At 59.3% G+C, this 22217-nt stretch carries 11 protein-coding genes; 7 read left to right on the top strand and 4 right to left on the bottom strand.

Annotated features, from left to right (window positions below; all coding sequences use genetic code 11):
* Window positions 1-866: 866 nt before the first annotated feature.
* Both PI87_RS02575 and PI87_RS28950 read right to left on the bottom strand, forming a co-directional pair.
* Window positions 867-1277, bottom strand: a complete 411-nt coding sequence (locus PI87_RS02575; RefSeq protein ID WP_157003051.1) for a hypothetical protein — start codon at window positions 1275-1277, stop codon at window positions 867-869.
* Between the two features lie 28 nt (window positions 1278-1305).
* Window positions 1306-1626: a hypothetical protein gene (locus PI87_RS28950; RefSeq protein WP_157003052.1), complete on the bottom strand. Its 321-nt coding sequence runs from the start codon at window positions 1624-1626 to the stop codon at window positions 1306-1308.
* Window positions 1627-1635: 9 nt separating this feature from the next.
* Here PI87_RS28950 and PI87_RS02580 point away from each other — a divergent pair, with 9 nt between their 5' ends.
* Window positions 1636-1854 (top strand): hypothetical protein, encoded by a 219-nt coding sequence (locus tag PI87_RS02580; protein WP_157003053.1) that lies wholly within the window; start codon window positions 1636-1638, stop codon window positions 1852-1854.
* Between the two features lie 467 nt (window positions 1855-2321).
* On the opposite strand, the gene PI87_RS28345 is transcribed toward PI87_RS02580, so the two are convergent.
* Both PI87_RS28345 and PI87_RS28955 read right to left on the bottom strand, forming a co-directional pair.
* On the bottom strand, window positions 2322-2624 hold the full coding sequence (locus tag PI87_RS28345) for a hypothetical protein (protein ID WP_157003054.1): 303 nt from the start codon (window positions 2622-2624) through the stop codon (window positions 2322-2324).
* A gap of 2 nt (window positions 2625-2626) precedes the next feature.
* Entirely contained in the window at window positions 2627-15721 is a 13095-nt protein-coding gene (locus PI87_RS28955; RefSeq protein ID WP_039596098.1) for a carbohydrate-binding protein, read from the bottom strand.
* Between the two features lie 350 nt (window positions 15722-16071).
* On the opposite strand from PI87_RS28955, the gene PI87_RS02590 reads away from it, so the two are divergent.
* From PI87_RS02590 to PI87_RS02615, 6 genes are all read left to right on the top strand, one after another.
* Window positions 16072-17112 (top strand): hypothetical protein, encoded by a 1041-nt coding sequence (locus PI87_RS02590; RefSeq protein WP_039596099.1) that lies wholly within the window; start codon window positions 16072-16074, stop codon window positions 17110-17112.
* A 19-nt stretch (window positions 17113-17131) separates the two neighbouring features.
* Window positions 17132-17524: a hypothetical protein gene (locus tag PI87_RS02595; RefSeq protein WP_052321368.1), complete on the top strand. Its 393-nt coding sequence runs from the start codon at window positions 17132-17134 to the stop codon at window positions 17522-17524.
* 92 nt (window positions 17525-17616) lie between these two features.
* Window positions 17617-19293 carry an outer membrane protein assembly factor BamB family protein gene (locus PI87_RS02600; protein WP_157003055.1) on the top strand — a complete coding sequence of 559 codons (1677 nt, stop codon included), beginning with the start codon at window positions 17617-17619 and terminating at the stop codon, window positions 19291-19293.
* Window positions 19290-20441 carry a hypothetical protein gene (locus PI87_RS02605; RefSeq protein ID WP_039596101.1) on the top strand — a complete coding sequence of 384 codons (1152 nt, stop codon included), beginning with the start codon at window positions 19290-19292 and terminating at the stop codon, window positions 20439-20441. The genes PI87_RS02600 and PI87_RS02605 overlap by 4 nt, the downstream gene beginning before the upstream one ends.
* Before the next feature lie 50 nt (window positions 20442-20491).
* Window positions 20492-21073 carry a tetratricopeptide repeat protein gene (locus tag PI87_RS02610; protein WP_039596102.1) on the top strand — a complete coding sequence of 194 codons (582 nt, stop codon included), beginning with the start codon at window positions 20492-20494 and terminating at the stop codon, window positions 21071-21073.
* 325 nt (window positions 21074-21398) lie between these two features.
* On the top strand, window positions 21399-22145 hold the full coding sequence (locus PI87_RS02615; RefSeq protein WP_232313921.1) for a dienelactone hydrolase family protein: 747 nt from the start codon (window positions 21399-21401) through the stop codon (window positions 22143-22145).
* The last annotated feature ends 72 nt before the right edge of the window (window positions 22146-22217 follow it).

The raw sequence follows: 22217 nt of genomic DNA on the forward strand, positions 1-22217 counted from the left end.
AACCTAGCGTGAGGTTGGCCGTGCGTCAATCCCAACCTCAATATGCACGAGTGGGTGAGGCGCACGCCAGCAGACACACTCAGCGGTTGAGTACGCCCACCACGCTCAACACCATCGGCCAGCAGCACCAGCGATTCCACAAGGACACTGCCACGCGGTACGGCGCTTTACCGCTGGACACAATCTGCGGTCCATTGCTACTGGGCCAGATTCACGCAGCACCTTGTGCTAACGATGAGGTGACATCCTCTGCGGAAGCAAGCCGGCGCATTCGCCTGTTGTCTAAGAGTCGGAAGGTATACATGAGCAAGCCAATCGCAAGAAGGACGACGCAGATGAGACTGGTCATCGCAGGTAGCGACGGCCACCCGACGGCGCCCCTCATTGCCTGCCGGTTTCTACGGAGCACGGCTTAGTAGGCATTTTCACCGCCCACCACCATGCAACTGTGCCAACGATTGCTCCGAGAAGAAATGGGTGAGACCAACTGTAGCGAACACCCCATCCAAAAAACGACCAAGCAAACCCGGTGGTTGCAAGCAGCAGGCTGTGCTTGACCCTACGGCCGGTAAGCAACCGAACAATCCCCACATAAAGCAGCACACACGAGATCGTTGAAATCAAGGCGGTCAACAAGGACGTCACGCCAACGCGTGTCAACTCCCAGTAGGCCCAGCCGTACCGCACCGTGAAGCCAGCCTGTACGGCAGTTGATATACCGAGCAGATCTCGGGGGATCCTTGTAGATGAATCGGTCGGTGGCACGGTAGGCGCAGCGTCATGCTGATGTTGAGGCGTTGAAGCCATACCTAGTTCTCTCGCTTCAGTTCAGAGCTTCTGGTCTCAGCGTCACCTGCTCCAGCGAGCTACTTGTTCGACACCGTCGTTGGACTGACAAACTTCGTTGCTGCCAGTTGTCTCTTTCCCCCATCGGAATCGATCTGGACGATCTTCGCACACGTCAGGTTTGGACTGATTTCAAAGTAGTTCGCCTCGCTGGCCGCTGCCGCGAATTGGATGCCATCTTCTTTCCAGGTCGGTGACCAGCCCCCGAAGCACTTAACCGACACCGTGTGCGAGCCCATCGGAATAGCGAACTGTGTATTCTCGCCCGAACGGATGGAGAAAATATCCTTGCCGTCCAAGGCGACGTAGTAGCTATTTGTGGCACCGACCAAGCTACTCGATCGGATCAGCACCAATTTAGATGCGGAGACATCCGCAGGAATAGCCGGTAGCTCACCGATTCGACCGGAGGTTGCGCAGCCGAAAAGCATGGCGCAAAGAGCCACAACGGTAGTAGTCCTACTCAAGAACATCGGTTTCCTCATTTTTCTTAGTGAGTTTTCTAGTTCGCCCCTTTCCCCCTAACCACACGAGGCTATTTCCATACACGCGCAGCCGGCTGTTGGCCCCTTCATCGACAACCGCTGCCCAATTCAAACCAACCCAAGCAACCCACATTTTGGAGGTGATGGCATCGATGTGCGTTTTTGGTGCCGCAGGCACAGAGAACAGCAGCGCAAGCTGCCGCCAGGCTCCATGCGTAATCAGACTCGCCTCCATGTCCCGGCGCCGGTGCACGCTTGCAGTATCCAGCGCCTCGCCGCTGACGCGATCAAACACGGGATTTCGATGACCGATCACCCCGATCAATTGGGCACTTCAGCAGCCGTGCCCGCCGACCAGCAGCACGACGAATGGCATTCAAGCGCTGCCGAGTGGCCCCTCAACGTGCTGGACGGAACCAAGCAAGTGCACGAGAACGAGGACGAGTGCCACGGGGTGGACCGGAGGACCTTTGAGCGGGCGAGTCCTAGCGCTGGCGCGCAGACCGGCGAAGAGCAACCGTGAGCCTGTAGCGCATTTACTTCGCTAAGGGCAGGAACACATTCACAGCAACCTCCCTAGTTATGCGGTCAACGTTTGACGGGCAAATCACTCATGCGTCTTCTGGCAGGTCCCCCGCTACATAAAACAACTCGAACACTCCGCATCAGCCACACGTTGTAGCTCGGCGCAGTCGGCGCGTCGGATGTGTCTCCGTTGAGGTCCGCAAAGATACTGTTGGTTCTCGTGCCGGCTCCATAGTTGGGTGCCGGCGCCGACGGACCATAAAAGCCATACAACAGCCCAATCCAGGCAACATCAGAGCAATGGCCCGGTGCACTCCAGATCGGCGGTAGCTGCCACTCCGCAATCTTCTGGCCCAGCATGCCGGTTTTGCCAACTATTGGTGCTATCGGCATTTTCGGCCAAGCGCCCACCCAGCGCACTACCGGCGGCGCGCTATGCTGCTCCGGCTTTGGTACCCGCGCGGATCACTCTGAGTTCGCAGGTTTCCGTTGCCATGCAGAATTTTTTGTGTCGCGCCATGCGTGCCAGCCGAGAGGGAGGTCCGCAAGTTCCAGAATCGACGGATCTAGTTGAACAATCGCCCGCAAACTAACCACCATCGATTGGACTTCACTACTCCCTTTTAGCGAATCTGTATGAAACTGCCACGCCCCGTCTTCCGCGTCATGAAAGACATGGGCGATCCAGCGATCCCCCTTGGCAATCTCGCGATCTGCAATGACAGCGACATTTGGTGGATCCGTAAATTTCCATTCAAACACAATCACTCCTAGTCATTCGATTTGTCTCTGTTTTGAGCCCTCGAAAGTACAGCAGCATTACTGTAACTGTTAGAGCCCGGAGAAACCATAGGATCAGACGGTCGACGAGGTACGACGTGATCAACTTGAGCCTCATTTGTTGGTGGCGTTACACCAGATTGACTCTTACTAGGCAGCACAAGTATTTCACCATCTAGATCAGAACGAAGTACCCCTCCATTGGCCTGAATATTCTGTATGTATATATTCTGCTTTTGCGCTTGCGTGAAATTCTTGCCCTGTCCAACACTGGCCGGATCCTCCAACTTGCTGTAGTCGACAGGACCGCCCCATTCTGGTTTAAGTTTATCTTGGGCGCCCTGGTATTCTAGCGCAGACGGCATCCCTACCTTGGCAGCGCCGGCCGAACCAAACGCAAAGAGTGTCCCATCTGCTGCTCTTGCCAGCGTCAGAACGTCTTGCCTTCTCTCTGGATCAGAGTTCTGCGTCGCGATAACTGCAGCCGCGCCTACCAAGCCTCCTGCAGCCGTATCGACTGCCGCCAGCGTCGGATCGTACTTACTTGGATTCGAAATTGCATCCACACGCGTGCGCGCGATCCCTTGCAGGGCAGCTAACTCAGCCTCTTGATCAATGGATCTAACTGGATTGGGGGTGATCCCGAGTAGGTTATCCAATCCAACCTTGAAATCATGCCATGCACCCGGGCTGTCGTAATTCGAGTCAAGTTCGGCCGCCCGCTTGCTAACAAAGTTGTAGTCATTACCCGAAAGCGTCGCACCTAGCCCGGACATGTCCGCAGGCGTAAAGGTGATTTTCCCTGTTTGCGGGTCAGTCACGCTATACCCATTGGCATAGGTTTTGACCACCGTGCCGTCCGCCAAGGATTGCTCTGAAATTGCCGCCCCTCTTCCATCTCGGTACAACATACTGTTGCTACCTGTTATGACGACAGGTGCGAGTTCGTTGGCACCGCCTCCACCGGCATCCGACGTCACCACAGGTTGCCCTGGCTCCTTCACATCGTTAGCAGCCAGCGTCGCGATGGGCGCATACTCCGGGCCTGGCACGTATGTAAACGCTCCGTTGTTCATCAACTGGTTAGTAAACTGAACGACGCGATCTGCATCCCCCTCATGCGCTGCGGGAATGGGAACCTCCTCGTTACTATCCCGGCCATAGATGAACACGGCCTGACCCGGCGTCACCTGCCCGCCTTGAGCCGTTTGCGGCCCACCGTTCCACGCTGGCGGCACCTGCTGCTCGATCGCTTGATCCAGCACGCCCTCTTGCTGCGAGTTGCTCTGACTGCCCGCATTTTCCGCAAGGCTCTGACCCAGCGCATTGCCAAACGCATCCACGGCAACCTGCTCGATCTGCACCTTGCCACCGCGCATCACCGCCATCGCGGTTCCGCTTGCAAGGCTCGATACAGCCCCCGAGATCAGGCTCTTGCTGAAGTCAAACGCCTGTTGCGGGTTGTAGCCCATGGCCGTATTGGCTGCGCTACCCGCCACCGAGCCCACAGCGCTGCTGGCTGCGGCCATAGCAACTTGCCGCCAACTGAATGAGTGCTGCAGCCCAACCGCTACCTCAATACCCTGCGTAACGACGCTGCCTGCGGCTGCCCGTCCGATTCCAGTTGCAAGACCGCCTCCGGTACCGAAGACCGACCCCATACCAGCACTCACGCCGGAGCCTATGGCGCTGAGTGCGACCTGATCCCAGCTAAAGCCGTGCTGTGCACCAATCAGATTGCCGACCGCTTGACTAGCAATCGACCCAACGGCCCCGCCAATCGCTGCGTAGCCCAAACCTGCTATTCCGTAACCACCTTGCACAACTGACAGCCCTGCGCTGAACGTGCCTCCGATCGATGTTGCCGCCGCGTCAGCAGCAACTCCTTCGGTCGCCCCCAACGTTCCAGCCTCAGCGCCCGCTTCCACTCCTGCCTCAGTAGCCGCAACGGCACCCGCCTCTGCGCCCGTCTCGGCGGCGGCAAACGCCCCTGCAGCGGCGCCTGCGGTATAAATCGTGGCCACCACCGCCACCACGATCATCACGATCTGCCCGATCACGCCACACCCGCCGCCGTCGCCGCTATCCTGCTGCGGCACCGGCAAGTTCGGCGTGGTGTCCCCCACAACCTTGCCCGGGTCGTACGGCTTGAAGCTGCTGCTCGTGTTGTGTGCCGACGCCACCCGGTTCGGAATCGTCAGCGTCTGGCCCACGCGCAAGTCGTTGTCACTGCGCAGGTCGTTCGCGTCCGCGATCTGGTACCACAGTTCGGCATCACCGTACGCCGACTGCGCAATGGAGCGCAGAGTGTCGCCACTGCGGATCGTGTACTGGCCCGTCGCCGCGCCCGGGTAGGCGTTCGTGATCGGCTGGTAGCTCAGGTTGAAGTTGGTCAGGTCCGCGTAGTTCGGGTCGCCGTTGTCGTTGGTCGGCTTGGTCGGGTCCACGCCCGTGCCGTAGGTGCCATACACCTGGCCGTCCACCACCAGTTGCTGCAGGACATTGCCCTGCTGCGTCTTCTGCAAGATGTTGCCGTTGGCGTCGTTGACGAAGACGCGGCTGTTGGCATCCTTGGTCGTGTCTTCGACTTCGATCAGGTTGCCATTGACGTCGTAGTGGTCGAGCGTGGTCCCGCTCTGGCCGGCATTGTCGCTACGGAAGCCAGTGACGCTCGCTTCCTTGTAGCCCTCGAACTTGGTGTAAGTGGTGCTGAAGGTTTCCGTCACACCGCTGCTGTCGGTGATCCGGTAGTTGGTGACGTTGCCTGCGGCGTCATAGCCGCTGCTGGTGGACGTGTGGGTGACGGTCTGGGTGATGTAGATTGGCGCGCCGGATTCGTCCGTGCCCGTCTGCACTTGCTCCTGGGTCTGCCAAGTGTTGACCTTCTCATACACCTGATCGCTGCTGAACGAGCCGTCCGGCTTGGTGGTGTGCAGGCTGAGCAGGTGACCGTCCGCGTCGTAGTGCGAGACGCGTGTCACCGCACCGTTAGCGTCGCTCTTGCCGTTGGTCAACGCCTGGATGTACGCATTCGACAAGTGCCCGGCCGGGCCGCTTTCCACCACGCGCGACGCGCCGTCGTACTTGCGCGTGTCGAGAAGAATGCTCTCCCGGATCGATAGCGCCTGCCAGTTCTGGTCGAACGCGCCGGTCGATACCGTCGACAGGCGGTTCATCCTGTCATAGGTGTAGTACTCGGTGATCCGGCCTGCATGGTTGACGTAGTTCACGCCATTGCTAACGGCGTGCCCGGATTCATCATAACCAATGATGTTCTCCTGGCGCACCACCTGCTCGCCCCAGCTCATGTCACTGGTGCGGTTGCCGTTCTTGTCGTAGGTCAGGATGTGGCCCTGGCCGCCGACCACGTTGGCGATGTCCGTTGCATTGTTGTTGACTGCACCATCCACCAGAATCTGGCGGTTCATGCTGTCATAGGCGTACCACAGGTTCTGCGTGGTGGTGGTCGGCACACTGTGCTGAACCGGCATGTACGCGTACTGCGGCGATCCCGCTTCGTCGTAGCCGGTCACCACGTACTCATAGTCCGTTGTGGTGGTGTACGTGGTGTGGCTCGTCTGCTGGAGAACGCGATTACCGACTTTGTCGTACTCAAAGTGCAGGCTTACCGTGCCGTCCGCCGTATTCACTTGCGCCAAGCGGCCCAGCGTGTCATACGCCAGCGTCTGATCTTGGTAAGTCGCGGCCCCGGTATTGAGGAAAGTACGCTCGTGGACGTGCTTGCCCGCCAGGTTGTAGTCGTACTGCGTGATATGGCCCGTACCCGCATCCGTGATCTGCACTAGCTGGCCGGCCGAGTCGTATTGATAGTAGAGCAGTTGGTTGTGATTATTGCTCTGTGTAATCAGTTGCCGTGCATTGTCATACTGGAACGAATACACCGCGCCACCGATGTCGGTATGCGCCTTCAACTGGCCGAACACATCGTAGCCCCACGTCGCCAACGCGCCGTTGGCGTCAAGGGCACCGATTTGATGGCCCAGAGCATCAAACGCTGCGCGGCTGACTTCGCCCATTGGCTGCGTCGTTGCGACGACATTGCCCCGCAGGTCGTAGGTGAACCGCGTAGTCTCGCCGTTGCCGTTCGTCGTGGAAAGCTTGCGCCCGGCCTGGTCGTACGTCATGGAGACGACGTCGTTGGACTGAACGCCGGTGACGTTGTTGTTGCCGTCTACGGTGTATTGGTTGACGACATCGTTGATGACGGCTGTGTTCCGGCCCAGGCTGTCGTACGCGTATCGGGTGGTATTACCCATCGCGTCAACGGCAACCGTGCGGTTTCCGAATGCGTCGTAGTCATACTGAACTGTGCCTCCGTCCGCATGATCCTCCTCGACGAGGTTGCCGCCCGCATCCCACACCTTTCCATTGAAGTGCCCGTTTGCGTCAAGTACGCCTACTTGCTGACCCAGCGCATCGTAGAACAGACGGGTCACGGGGCTGTCCTGAGTGATCGCGCCATTGCCGTCAGGTTGTGTTTCCTCAATAACCTGGTTGTTGGCGTTGTACCGGAACGTCGTGATCCAAGCGGCGTTTCGCACGTCGCTTTGAGAGGCCACATTGCCCCACCTGTCGTAGGTTTGGTATACGACGGGCCTGACCGATCCGACGTTCTGCGCAAAGCGCGCCGGCAATGTCTCCTGTGTTACGCGGCCAAGTAGGTCACGTGTGCTGTCTGTACGGCGCTCGAGGGTCGTCTCAAAGCCGAATAGCTCTACATCCCGCGCGCTGCTGAACCCCGTCAGATCCACGCCAAGGTCACTCGCCCCATTCACCTGACCCTTACTCGTGATCTGGGCTGTCTGATACCCCTGTAGGTTGTATAGGAAGACTTTTTCAACACCGTCGCCACTGTTGGTGCGCCACAGATGGCCGGCCGCGTCATAGTCGAAGTGCTCCTGCCAGGCGAAATCGTCGCCGCCGACCTTGCCTCCGGTTGCGACTGCCGACTCGATGTGCATGACGCCATCGACTCCGCTTATGTCCCCGCTGCCGGTTCCGCGCAGGATCATCTCCCCAAAGCCGTTGTAGGCCATACGGGTGTGAATGACGCCCGCAGCTTGCTGGCTGATCGTCTCGATCGTGCCATCAGCCACTACGCTGGTTGAAGCCGGGGTGATGATGTCGGTCTGGCGGCCCAGGGCGTCGTATTGGAAGGCAGAAAACAGCGTATGGGTAACGCCATCGTTGCCCGTCACTCCCATCCATTGCTTGGCCAGATGCCCGAAGGCGTCGTACGAGTAATAGTGGTTATTACCGCCGGCATCTGTTGTCTGCGTCAGGTTGCCGTGGCTATCGTATTGATTGAAGGTGACATGGTCGTCCCCACTTGCTGCGCCAGGCACATACCCTGATTCTGATGCGCTCGCGGCGCCCCTAGCGAAATCGATCCGGACGACCGCGTTACCCAGTGCATCGCGATAGAACACAGACAGTGGTGTAAGAGGTAAGCCATCGTCCGTGTTTGCTCGCACGGGGGCTACAACGGCAACCGTGCGACCCATCGCATCGTAGTAGGTATAGGTGCTGTGCCCCTTCGCGTCGGTCGTACGTGTCAGGTTGCCGACTGCGTCGTATCCATACGAGGTAGTCAGGTCGCCACGTGTCGATATACCGTTGTCGCTTGGACTGTATTCGACATTGACTCGCGTCTCGCTCGTCTTGCGGTTGTTCTGATCGTAGGTGGTCGCCGTGATGCGGTCGTCATTACTGACAGCCGGCATTGTGAGGCTGCCAATCGACCAGTTCGACGTGGCGTTGGCAAATTCGGTGCGCCGAACCACATTGCCAGCGGCATCATAAGCTTGCGTGGTGACATAGCCCAGAGCATCGACAGTCGCCGTTTCACGGCCATCCTGATCGAAGTAATGCGTGGTCGTGGCCCAGGTATTAGTGGTAGGGTCCGCCAGCGCCGCGCTTTGGAGCAGTTGCCCAAAGGCGTTGTACGTGTTGCGCGTAACGGCCGAAGCCATGTAGCTCGGCCCGTTACTGACCCAGGTCGGCGGCTGCGTGACCTGAATGGCTCGACCCAACTGATCGTACTGCGTGACGATCGTACGATCGTTGCTGTGGTCAAGATCAGCAACTGCAAGCGAAACTTGCTCCGTGCTCAGCGCTAGTGCACCGGCGGTCTCGAGCGCAGTCCCACCTGCATAACGCGTCAGCGCCGTCACGTCGCCGAACGTATTGCGTCCGTAACCCGTGACGTAACCCACCGCGTCTACGTCATAGGACACCCTACCTAGCGCATCGTAGGTCTTGTAGCTAACGTTACCGGCTACATCGACATTCGACACCGCATCGCCAAATGCGTCATAGATAACGCTGGTGCTCAGTTGCCGGACCGCGTCGGTGCGCGCGGCAACACCGTCAGCACCATTGCTGGCAAGATCATCCGCGGCTGCGTTGTAAACGCCAACCGTCGGGTAGATCGTCTGAATTTGGCGCCCCAGTGCATCGTATCGATACTGGGTCGTGCGCTCCTCGGGCCGCCCTGCCGCTTCGGTACGGCTAATCAGGTTGCCCAGTGCGTCGTATGCCAGACGCGTGATGACCGGCGCAGACCCAGCCTGGCTGATGGCAAGCTTCCCGCTGGCGCCTACCCCCACAGTCACCAACGGTACAGCCGGCGACGTTTCAGACACCATGCGCCCGGCCGCATCGTACGCGTACGTCCAGGTATCGCCCTTCTTATTGGTGTAGCTCAGCTTGTCGCCAACGCCGTTCCAAGTGTACGTCTCGGTATTCCCAAGAGGGTCCGTACTGCTGGTCAGGTGCCCTGCTGCGTCGTAGCTGAATACGTTGGTCTGATCAACCGTTGCGTTGGCCCGGATGGCCGCTGACACGTTCGCCTCAGTGGCCAGCGTGTTCAGTGGAATGGCATTCGCATAGAGCGTCGTGCTGGCCACACGCCCCGCGCCGTCGTATTCCGTCTGCTGCACGTTACCCAGCGCGTCGATGGCGTAAACGGGCCGGCCTGCGGTATCAAAGACGTGGCGAGTCGTGCGGTCGTTTGCGGCGTTCGGCTGCAGTCGACTCTGCATGTCGGAAAGAAGAGCCACTTGTGGCAGGACACCACTATCGATGCGGTTGGCGTAGGCTGTGGTCTGAACCGCATTCCCGTCCGCGTCGTAGCGTGTCTCAACTACGGCGCCCGTGCTATCGACACTGAAAATCTGGCGGTTGGCCGCGTCGAATACCGCGCGTGCGGTTCGGTCGTTTGCCGAATCAGACGTTACGGCAGATGCGATAGAAGCCGCGGTCAGTACAGCACCCGCCCCAGGTGAGGCAACACGATTGGCATACGAAATCCGCTCCGCCACATTGCCGTTCGCGTCGTACACAAGGTGGGTGACACCACCCATTGCATCCACTTGCCAGGTCAGGCGGTTGGCGCTGTCATAGGCCATCAGCGTGACACGGTCGTCTGCGCTGGCGGCGACGCTGTCAGCCGACGCGCCACTGGCGATGCGATTCGCGTAGGCGACTTGCTTGACCAAGTTACCGTTGGCGTCGTAGCTACGCTGAATGACGGCACCGGTTCCGTCGGCGCTCCAAATCAGCCGATTGCCGGCATCGTAGATGTTGCGGACATGCACATCGCGCGAGGCGTCCGCGATGGTAGTCACAGCAGCGCCTAACGCAGCTTCCGTGGCCTGCGTTCCAGTGGGGATCGCATTGGCGTATGCAACACGGTCCACGACGTTGCCATTGGCATCGTACGAGTAGCGGACCACGCTGCCGGTCCCGTCCACCGTGTAATTCAGGCGACCATCGTTGTCGTACACCCGGCTCTGCGAGCTATCTTGAGCAGAGTTGGCGCTGATACGGCTGGCGACATCAGCCAACGAAGGTGCATTGCTCAGCCCCGCCAGGCTGATGCAATTGACGTAGGCCGTTGTGTTGGTCAGCTGGCCTTGTGCGTCATAGGTGTTTTGCTGAACGTCGCCGGCTGCATCGATTGTGTAGACAAGGCGGTTGTCGGCATCGTAGACATACCGCGTCGTGTTGCCATTGCCATCGGTAGCATTAACGACGTTGCCGTTGGCGTCATAGGCATAGAGCCGTGCGATGTCAAGACCTTGGGGATCAACGTGCGTCTCCACCCGTCGGCCCAGCGCATCGTAGACGTATTGGGTGGTGATGCCCTTCGGGTCCGTGACGGTCAGGACGTGCCCAACGTCATCGTAGGTGTAGGTCGTGGTGAGATTCAGCCCGTTCGGATCAACCGTCTGACTTGCGACCTGGCCCTTCAGGTCATAGGCGGTCAGCGTTACCGTGCCGTTGGCATCAGTGGTGCTGATGCGCTCACCCTTGGCGTCATACTGGTAGCGCGTGACGAGATTCAGTCCGTTCGGGTCAACGGTGCGGCTCAGCAGTCGATTGGCCGCATCGTAGGTGTAGTCGACCTTGTTGCCATTGGCATCGATTGTCTCGATCAAACGCCCTGCATGGTCATATTGGCTGGTGCTCTGCCCAGTGGGCGACGTGGTGCCAACCAGGTTGCCGTCGGCATCATAGCTGTAGACGGTCGTATTACCGTTGCCGTCCGTCACGCTGTGCGCCTGACCTTCGGCATTGTGCACCGTGGTCACGGACACGCCTTCGGGCGTTGTGACCGTCATGCTTCGGTTGGCTGTGCTGTAGCTGTACTGGGTGGTATCGCCCAACGCATCCGTCTGGGTCAGTACACGGCCAAATGCGTCATAGCTGCTGCTGCGCTGCGCGTTGGTCGGATCCAGTGCCTGCACGACTCGCCCGAGGCGGTCGAATGTCTGTGAGCTGACATGACCATTGCCGTCAACCGACTCGATCAGGCGGCCGAAGGCATCATACTGCGCACGCGTGACGATGTTCGCACCACCGACATCCGATACCACTTCGGTCTGCAGTCCACGACGGTCATAGCTGCGCGTGGTCGTGACGCTGCTCGAACCGTCAATGGATTGCGTACTGCTCACCACGTCGCCAAAGGTGTCGTAGCTGGCGGTCGTCACGCCACCGTTGGCGTCGGTGGTCGAGACCAGCTCGTTGACGCCGTTGTAGGTGTATTGCGTGGTGCTGTTGAGCCCGGCTCCGTTCTGCTTGGCGGTAGCGAATGCCTGTTCAGCTTGCTGACTGTGCGTGTCCTCGGTCAGCACACCGCCTTGCAGGTTGGCCAGCGTGCCAGCGTCCACTCGAGCACCGTAGGCCATGGTGCTCGTGAGATTCCCGAAAGCGTCGTACTGACGCTCCTGCACCTCGCCTTCTGCGTTAACCGTGTAACGCAGGCGGCCGTCCTGATCGTAGTAGAAGAGACTGCGATTGCCGTTGGGGTCCGTAGCGCTAATACGGCGGCCCGCGGCGTCATAGCTGTATTGGGTGGCGTACTGAGCCCAGATCGCGTCGAGTTGGGTGGGCGTCTCGTTACCCGTAATCAGCGCCGCACCTCGTGCCGACAGTTGTTCAGTCACCCGGCCCAGCGAGTCATAGCGCACCAGTGCGGTACGCTGGTCGGCCGTCCCCGCAGCCGTGACGCTGGCCACCACATCACCAACGCTGTCGTAGCTGAACTGCGAGACGGAGCCTTCGGCATTGGTCTGCGACTTCAGCCGATTGAGCGCATCCCACGTGTTCAGACTGACATGGTCTTCCACGCTGCGGGTCGGGCGCAGGGCGTCCAGCGTGGAATTAGCTCCCACAGGCCCATTGGCGCGGTTCGCATAGCGGATGGTCTGTGTCAGGTTGCCGTCTGCGTCGTAGACCGATTCCGTTAGATAGCCTTCGCCATCGACGTGGCCAACCAGACGACCGTGGCCATCGTAGTAGTAGAAATCCTGGATGTCCGCCGCGCCGCTCACGGGCAACAGGCTCGCCAGGGAATCGGTACTGGATGCCGTAGCAATGGCGGCATTACTTGTCACCGGTTCCGCGTAGGCAATGCTCTGAATCCGCTGCCCCGCCGCGTTGTAGCGGAATTCCGTCAGGAATCCCTCGCCATCAATCGTGGCGCGCAACAAGCCGTCCTTGTCGTAAAGGCGATTGACGGTACGATCGTCCGATGCGCTGCCAAGATTGGTGGCATCCCCGCTGTAGACCGCGCGCAACGTGCCAGCGCCAGCCGGCAGTGCAGCAACGGAAAGCGTCGCGACACCACTTGCGTTCAGCGTACCGGTACCGAGGAGCGTCTCGCCAGCATAGAAGTCGACCGTGCCGCCTGGCTGCCCCGAACCCGTCACCGTCGCCGTCAAGAGATGCGACGCGTTGGCACCGACGCCGGCCACGGCATCATTGAGCGAGACCGCTGTCGTCTGGCCTGACAAAGCCTGCGCGACCGCTGCGGGGTCACCCAACACACTGGTATCCAGGCGCGTGGCCATTTGCGTAACCGAAGTCACACGTGATGCACCGTCGTATTCGGTGTGAACCACATACCCTTCGCCGTCGACCTGCCACGTCACCCGACCAGCGGCGTCGTACAGCGTCACGTTGATCTGGTCGCCCGACGAGCGCTCCGGCAATGACAAGCTGGGCAGCGCCAGCGCGGGGGCCAGACCGACGTTCTGCCACGGCAAACCGCTGTCCGGCGTGCCTCCCTGGCTGTACCACTGGTTCTGCCAAAGCTTGCCGTCGTATGAAACCACCGTACCCGCTTGATACGCGGCGCCAGCATTCCAGGAGGGATACGTCCCCGGCGCGGACACTTGCGCCCACGCCGCGCTATGCTCAGGATCGACGCCTTGCACATACCACTGCGCCTGGAATACCTGGCCGGCATAGGCGACCTTCTCGCCAGACTGGTACACAGCCGTGGTCGACCACGTGCGCAGGGTGTTCGGCAGCGCGACCTCAGACCATGCCCCCGAGTTCGCACTGTCGGGCTCAATGCCCTGCACATACCAGTTCGCCTGATAAACCTTGCCACCGTAGACGACCTGGCTGCCCTGGGTGTAGATGCCAGCAGCAGACCACTGAGGGATGTTTTGCGCAGGCGCGGCAGGGACTGCTGTCGAGGCGGTATTCAACCCAGCGTCCAGCGCTGCCATCTGTGACGCGCTCAACAATGTGGCGTAGCGAACGGTCTGGACCTTCTGCCCCAGATCGTTGTAGACGAACGCCGTCACTTGGCCTGTTCCGTCGACCTGCGCCTGGAGACGACCGGCGGCATCGTAGAAGTAGTGCTGCTCGACCCCGGTGGGATCGATACTCAGAACCAGGCGACCAAGCGCGTCATAGCGATACTCGCTCTGGGCCTGCCCGCCCTGGATCGTCGAGACGAGCTGCCCAGCCGTATCGTAGATGCTGGTATCCACACGACCATTGGCCAGCGTGTGGCGAACCACGTGATCCGCATCATCGTACTGGTTGACCGTGATGTTCCCAGCAGCGTCGGTACTGCTCAGCAGTCGATTGAGCCCGTCATAGGTGTAGCTGGTCTGGTTGCCGTTGGCATCGACGCTGAACAGCAGGTTACCGGCAGCGTCGTAGCTGAAGGTTTGCACGGACTGCGTTCCGTCAGAAACACCTGCCCCCGTCGCGTCGACGCGAGAGTAAGTCACCGTGCCAACGACTTGACCGCGGGTGTTGTATTGATAGTCGGTGCGCGTGGTCTGTGTGGCGTTCTGGGCGGCTGCCCAGTTAGTCATGCCCTGCAACGTGGGGGCTTGTCCGACACTGAGCGCCGAAACGTCATAGGTCTGCGCCGGGTACCCGATCTGGCTGGTCCGTTCGCCGTAGGCGTCATAGCGATATTCGACAACGCGCCCTTCGGGGCTGATAGCAAAGCGCAGATTCTCGTTGCTGTCGTAGACGTATCGGGTGGTCAATGGCTCAGCGGCCGCCTGCCCCACCGTCGCGGGCTGCTGATACAGGGTACTGGCAATAAGACGGTTCTTGGCGTCGTAGCTCTTTTCGACGCGATTGCCAAGACTATCCGCTTGCGTCAGCAGGTTGCCATTCGTGTCGAATGTTGATTGAACCTGATTGCCTTCTGCATCCGTCGACTGAACGAGGTTGCCAGCGCTATCGTAGGTGTACTGCACCTGCTGCGTCACACCGCTCACCTGGGGGCCGGTGATCTCCGTCAAGCGATGATTTGCGTCGTACGTGTAGACGTTTTGATTGCCGTACGGATCGGTGACTGTCGTCTTGTTGTCCGCCGGGTCGTAGGTGAAGCTGACGGTGCGGCCCAGACTATCCGTCACGCTGGCGACTTCCGAGCGCCCGTTGACCGTTGTATAGGTGAAGCTCAGTTGCGAACCGTCGGTCTGAGTGACACTCGAGATCAGGTTAGTGTTGTCGACGTAGCTATAGCTGGTGACATAGACGTTCCCGTCGGAAATGCTGTCGTCCGACGGGCTCAGGTCCACCTTGACCTGCTGCAGCCGGTTCTGATAGTCGTAGCGATACGACGTCCGGCTATAGAGCGTGCCGTCGGCCTTGACCACCTCTTCCTGCGAGAGATTGTTGCCTTGATAGGTGAAACGGACGCTCTCTCCGCTTGCATCCGTAATGTTGGTCAGCAGGTCGCCCGTATAGGCGTAGGTCGTTGTATTGCCATTCAGGTCGCTGGCGGAAGTCATCCGCCACTGATTGCCGTTGGCGGTGTAGGTCTCCGTGTTCTGCGTGCTGGACTGCGTCCACGTCCATTGGTTGCTGCCGGCATCGTAAGACAGGGAGTCGAACTGGCCGCTCCCTGTTGCAGCCAGGTAATGCTGGCTGGCCGTGTCGTACGTGTAAGTGAGAATGGAACCATCGGCCGCGACGCGTTGAATAGAACTGCCGGGCTGATTTACTGTTCCGGTCTGGTTGATCAGGCGGTGATAGCCGTTGCGCCACCATGCGTCGCTATTCTCGTTGTTGTACGTCCCCAGGCTGTTATAGGTGCGCACCACGCCGATACCCACGCCACGGCTCGCCAGGAAATCGTCTTGGCCCTGCAGCACCAGGTTGCCAGTTGCGACGTTCACGTAGGCCTGCTGGCTGGCGCTGCCCTCGCCCGCCGTACCAAGCAGTCCACGCTGACCCAGTCCTGCAAGGCTGTTACCGGTCAAACCGAAGAAATCGCCGCTGATGATACCGACCATGGTGTCGTCGTCCTGTCAAGTTCAGTGCTGGCAGACACCAATCCCGGTGGTCCAACAGCATCGCGTTCTGTTGCTCTTGACTAAGTTATCCAGCGATCGGCGACGAAGTTTAGGGCGCTCTCCAACTTTTTTCAGGGCGCCGCCTTTGCCATTGGAGACACTCCATGCTCTTGAAATGAACAACCGCATCTTTTTTCTATGCGTCCCTAAACTTTTGCGGCCAGCCACGGATAAGTTGGGGAAAGGGCATGACTGCGTGCAAGGTCGCGTCGAACTGAGCAACAAGAACAGGTGCCTCAAGTTAGTCAGTACTCAGCGGCGAGTGCCCGCACAATTTGGAGATTTGTTTCGTGCTGCCATCCAAGAACAGCTTTCTCGACCATGTGAAGTGGCTACGCAAAGCCGTTGCCGCAGAGCAGGCTGAGTTCATCCTGGCTGGCGACACAATGCAGGCGCTCGTTCGCAAGGGCAACGCACACTGGCTGCTGCGTCCACAATTTCTCACCACGATTGACGGCACGCGCCAGTATTCCTCGACTCCGTCGGACGGCTCGCAGATGTTCGCCGGCTGGTTTCCGTATGACACTCGGCGCTGGCGCTTGGCCTCGGACAAGCTCGCCTTTAAGCACTTTGCGCAAAGCGCGGGCTTTCACGTACCAGAACATGATGTGTCGCCAAACAGCCAGATGACGGACGTTGTCGTGAAGCGGGTGGCATCGTCGTTCGGCACGGCGGTCAGCGGCCCGTATAGGAAGGCACAGGAAAACCCGATCGATCCGTCGGTGGGCGAGTACTACGAGCGATTCATTTTTGGCGATCTCCTGAAGATCTGGTTCTGGAATGCAACGCCCGTCTGTGCCGAGCTGGACAGAATGCCGTACGTCATGGGTGACGGTGTACTGAACCTGCGCCAACAGATCATCGTGCGCGCGCGCTACGCGCGTAACTATTCGGAAGAGGAGTCGCGTGAGCTGGTGAAAAGCTGCGCCCCTCTGCTGAAGTACTACGGCGTGACGGAAGACACGGTTCTCCCGCGAGGGAAGGAGCAACGGATCGAGTTCCGCTATGGGTCTGACCTCATGCACCCGCGAAACCGACGCATCGTGGATCTTCAGTCTGATCCGCTCGAGCCCTGGGCACAGCCCATCCCGGAAATCGGAAAAACGTTGTACGGCGCAATCCCCGGCGACTTGCGGCAGCACATTGTCTATACCGTGGATGCGATTCGCGACCCAGCTGGACAGCTGTGGCTGCTGGAAATGAATAGCAACCCGACGCTGCATCCACTCGTCTACGTACCGATGATGCAGGGTCTCCTGAACAACGTGGCCCAGCCTCACGTTCAAGACCTGCCTCAAGTCAGTCAATCCCTAGAGCCTGCTCAGGCCTGATTCCACATAAGGAGCAAGTATGTTCAGCGAAAGCCTGCGATCCGATGCGTTGCCCGCCTGGGTCGACAGCGGCAGACCACTACCCAGTGCTGTCTTTCCCGATGACACCATTCTCGAGCCCGGCCAATGGGTGCCGGCTTTCTTTGGCGACTACGGCGGCGATTACGGCGGCGGATCCGGTGAGGGCGGCGACAGCGGTTCCGACGGCGAGAACGGCAGCGATGGCGAAAGCGGCAGCGATGGCGAGAGCGGTAGCGACGGCGAGAGCGGTAGCGACGGCGAGAGCGGCAGCGATGGCGAAAGTGGCAGCGGTGAAAGCGGCAGCGGTGAAGGCTCTGGCGAAGGAGCCGGTGAAGGTGGTGGTGGTGGCGGTGGCGGGGAAGGTGGCGGTGGCGGTGAAGGCGGCTCCTAAGCCGTAACGCACACCGAATCCGCCGGACAGTTGGTACTCGCCCGGCGGATGCCAGCCATCGTAGTGAAAACCTGATTCACAAGGGCCGTAATTTGACTCAAGTTGGCGATATCCCGGACGCCCAGCGGGAGGTTCGGGAAATGTTGCGTCGAGCAATCTACGAGCGCGCCGTCCTGCTCGGGAACGCGGTCACCTTCGACTTCCGCGATCTGCTAACTCAAGCGCGGTACGCAAGAGCCGCTGGTCAACTCATGTGGCCGCTGATCAAACCGTTCAATCCGGAAGTCCTTGTAGGTCCGGGCTATGGTGCAGCACCGCTCCTCTACGCCATCGCAATGGCGGCACTGGAGGACGGCGTTGACCTAAGCATTCTCATGGTTCGCAGCGAGCGCAAGGACCACAATCGCAAGCGCTGGGTCGAAGGCGCACCTTGTGCCGATGGCGCTCGCGCCGTCATGATCGACGACTTCTTAGGACGGGGTTCAGCTGTCTCTCTAGTTGAAGAAGCCCTCGCCGCAGACAAACTCTCTCCCAACATCTGCGCATTGGCCGTCTTGTTCGACCAATGGAGGCCGCTCGGGTCCCGACAACTATCGGTCGGCACGTTTCCGGTGGTTTCCGTCTTTAAGCGGCATGACATCGGGTTGACACGCGATTGCCACGACGCGAAACCGCCCCTGATGCAGGGCGCGTCTCCAGCGTTTATCGGGATGCCAGCATGGTGGCGTTTTGACCTGAACGGGTACTTCAAGCACCCCCTCAAATGCGCTCCCGTCATAGCGGACAACGCCGTTTTTGTCGCTGATGATCAATCCCGTGTCTGGCGATTCGACGCTCACACCGGCGAAGCTGTCTGGTGCTATGAAAGTCTTGCGAAGCCGTACAAAGCCATCGTTCAGCAACTGCAGCATGTAGATTCCAGCTTGGTGTTTGGCTGCTACGACGGGACCATTACGCGGTTGAATGCGAGTGATGGCTCCATCATCTGGCGCTGGCGTATCGGTTCGCACGTCCACGCCACGCCGGTCGTCGATCTGCCCAACCGGCGTCTGTATATCAATGCCGAGCAGGACAACTTTGGCGATGAGGCATTCGGCTATCTACATTGCATCGATTGGCAGACCGGCAGAATCCTCTGGAGCCATACTCATGCGTCTTGGCCCCCCGCCACCGCTGCCTATAGCGCAGAGCATCGCGCGGTAATCTCGACTTGCAACGATAAGTCCGTGATTTGCGTAGACGCGGACAGTGGATCCCTTCGCTGGCAGGTTCTATCAAAGGGTCTAGTGCGAGGCAGGCCTGGCTTGGCAAACGACCTAGTACTCGTCGCCACCGAAACCGGCTTCCTACAGAGCTTTGACATCGAGACCGGTGAGTTACTTCATAGCCGGCGACATGGAAAAGGGCTTCACCATCAGTTCTTGCACGTTGCAGACTCCGTTGCCTACGTCCTGGACGACACATCTCATCTCGTGGCATTCAACGTCAGCGACCTCAGCATCCGTTGGATGTCCAAGTTCAGAAGCCCAGGGGTATGGGCCCCCATGCAATTCGATAAGCATCTCGTTGTCCTCTCCCGCGAGGGCCATTTGGCCGTGCTGGATCCACAGCGGGAAGTCAAACTGTGGGAAGGCAACGTCGGGGGCGAGTTCCGACAACCGCCTGCGCTGGGCTATGTAGATGGAACACCAATGCTCGTTGCGGCAAGCCATCACTCCGGCCTCAAAGCATTCAAGATTCACCCGTTTTACTGTGAGCGACGTCAATGAATCACCCCTACTCGACCGAAACACAGGCTGTTGTAGCCGCGGAATTTGATACCACCCGTTCCCCCGGGACGAACTGGATCATCGTGGCGCAGGTCAAATCCAATCGGGTGGTCTACTTTACAGATGACCCGGAGTACCAGCCTGCCATGGACGGCGACTGGTACTTCGTTTCGCAGTATCTGGGCGAGTTACCCGCAGCAATGACCCTGCGCAATTGCTGGAGTTGGCGGTTCAACGGTGGTGTGTTCAAAGACGTGCGGGAGCCAGAGGCGAAGCCACTTCTGCAGCGCATGCTGGACAGCAACAGAAGCGCCCTACTCGCGCTGTTGCGGGACAAGGTCTCACAAGCGCGCAATCGGTTTGCGGCGACGTGCGCGCTCGGGAATGACGTGCGACACCTCAAACACGCTGAAGCTCAGCGCTATTTGAACGAAACAGGTGCCTCATCATCGGAGGGAGATACCGGACAGTTCCCCATGCTCAGCGCAGTTGCAACAGCGCGCGGAATCGCGTTGCAAGAGGCGGCATCACTCATCGAACACCGGCATCAAAACACGCTACGCATGCTCGAGCAAACGGAGCAAGTGCGCGAACATTACGTACAGGCCATTCATCGCGCCCAAACACAAGAGGACATGTTCCGGTTGCGTCGTGAATTGCTCGATACAGTACTGCCCGACCTCTCTGCTCGCTTCAAGTTTCCCGCTGCCCCGTTTGAACCGGGGGACTGGAGCAAGCCTCTATCCGAAGTCCACAAGATTCATGAAACCGCACGCCTGCGCGCGCAGCTTCGCGGAATTATCAACGCAAAACGTGCAGCGCTTCACGATGGCTATCTTGGCGGGGATCTCATTGCCCGAAGACGGCTTGAACAAGCTCAGGCATTGCTAAAGAACGACAGTTGCTGCTCCGAGCAAGACTGTGCGCTAGTGGAAAGCCATGCACGGCAGATGGGAATGCTACCGATCGACGCCGCAAAACAGTTGGTCCAAGCCAATCATGATGCGGAAGCAACCCTAATCAGCACGGAACTATTGAAGGATGCCATGCTGGGGAGAATCGACGCCATTGCGAATCTGCGCGACATCCGCACGATTGGTGAAGTGCTGGAAGCGCTTGCAGCAGGCAAAGAACCCGCCATTGCTTAAGCCTTGTACGACTCCATCCTATCCGACCAAGCAAAGTTTCGAGGCACCGCATGATTGCCGATCAGAATCCAATCCGCGACTTGGTCCAGCAAATCGGCACATGTGACGCCGACAGTGCGATGACGCTTCTCGAAGCGGCCGCCACACGCTACCCCGCGAATCCTCACGTACTGTTCCTACTGGCTGCACAGTACATGCAAGCGAAACACACGGATCAGGCCGAGGCAGCGTATATCGCGGTGCTGCAAGTTGCACCCGACTATTCGATTGCGAGATTCCAGCTAGGGCTATTGCAGATGACCAGTGGCCGCCCAGCAACCGCGCTGACCACCTGGGGGCCGCTCGACTTGCTGGAAAACAGACACCCCTTAAGGCTATTCAAGCGTGCCTTTGAATTGCTGCATCAGAACCAGATCGCGGATGCGTGCACACTTTTGCGCGAGGGTATCGGGCAAAACGTCGAAAACGATCCCTTGAGCCGCGACATGCAGATGCTGCTTGGAAGGCTCGAAGCGGCAATGGCGGAAGAAGCGCGTCATGGCGCCCCTACTGCAGCAAAAGCCGCCAGCCAGTCCATCGAAGCCGACGAGGGTGCGCATTTTCTCTTGTCGACGTACAAGAGCTTGCACTAACGCCATCTTTTGCCCCGAACTAGGGCCGATACTTTCCCGCCAAATCATCGTGAGCTATACGCGTATCCACAAGCCGGGATCTCTCTCGCCCTTTGCGGGCCTCGAAAACGGCAATGACTACATACGCCGCATCGTTGCACTTGGGCTTGGCCTGTTGGTAGCTTGCGGCGGACTCCATAGCCAACCGGTTACGGCAGCAGAGACTCCAGGTTCAGTTGAAACTCCGGCTCCAATCCCTGCCCCAGCTTCGTCACCTGCCCCGGTAGAGCCAGAAATCGTTTCCATCACAGTTCCAGGAGCAGGCACATTCGGTGGCGACATCGCCATGCGTGCCGAAGTCTATAAGCCGGCAGGATCCGGCCCTTTCCCAACCCTAATCTTCTCCCACGGGCGCACGGCCGACCGCGTAGATAGGGCGAATTTCAAGAATCCGATTCCGAAGGGGCATGTGCGATATTGGTTGGCAAAAGGCATCGCCGTTGTTGCGCCTATCCGCATCGGCTACGGTGCCACCGGGGGCCCTGACCTTGAGGCCGCAGGTGCCATATTCAACTCCACCGGCATGTGCACAAGCAGACCTGATTTTCGGCATCTGGCCAAGGTCGCACAAGACATTACCCTGATCGCACTAGCATGGACTCGTACGCAACCTTGGGTGGATAAAGACCGCATCATTCTGGAGGGCCAGTCAGTCGGGGGGTTTGCCACTGTGGCGACAGTAGCGGCGCAACCCTCGGGCGTGATCGGCTACATCAACTTCGCTGGCGGCGCAGCGGGTTGGCCTGAGGGCGCGCCGGGCCACAGTTGCGATCAAGCTCAATTGCGCGAAGTCATGGGTGAACTTGGAAAAACTACAAAGATCCCAGGCTTGTGGCTCTACGCAAAAAACGATCGGTACTGGGGGCCCGACGCCCCCGGGGAGTGGCACCAGGCGTTCGCATCCGGAGGAAGTTCTGCGGAGTTCATCCATACTACCGAACTGCCGGGGCACGATGGCCACGCTCTGATGTACTACGGCGGCAAGCTGTGGTCTGTTCACGTCGACCGCTTCGTCAAACAACTCGGACTCTAGTCGCTGCCTATAATCGCGGTATATGCGTGGTGGTGAGCGGCGAGAGAGTCAGCCCGGCACGAGCGGTTCACC

The sequence above is a fragment of the Ralstonia sp. A12 genome, assembly GCF_000801955.1.
Taxonomy (GTDB): Bacteria; Pseudomonadota; Gammaproteobacteria; order Burkholderiales; family Burkholderiaceae; genus Ralstonia.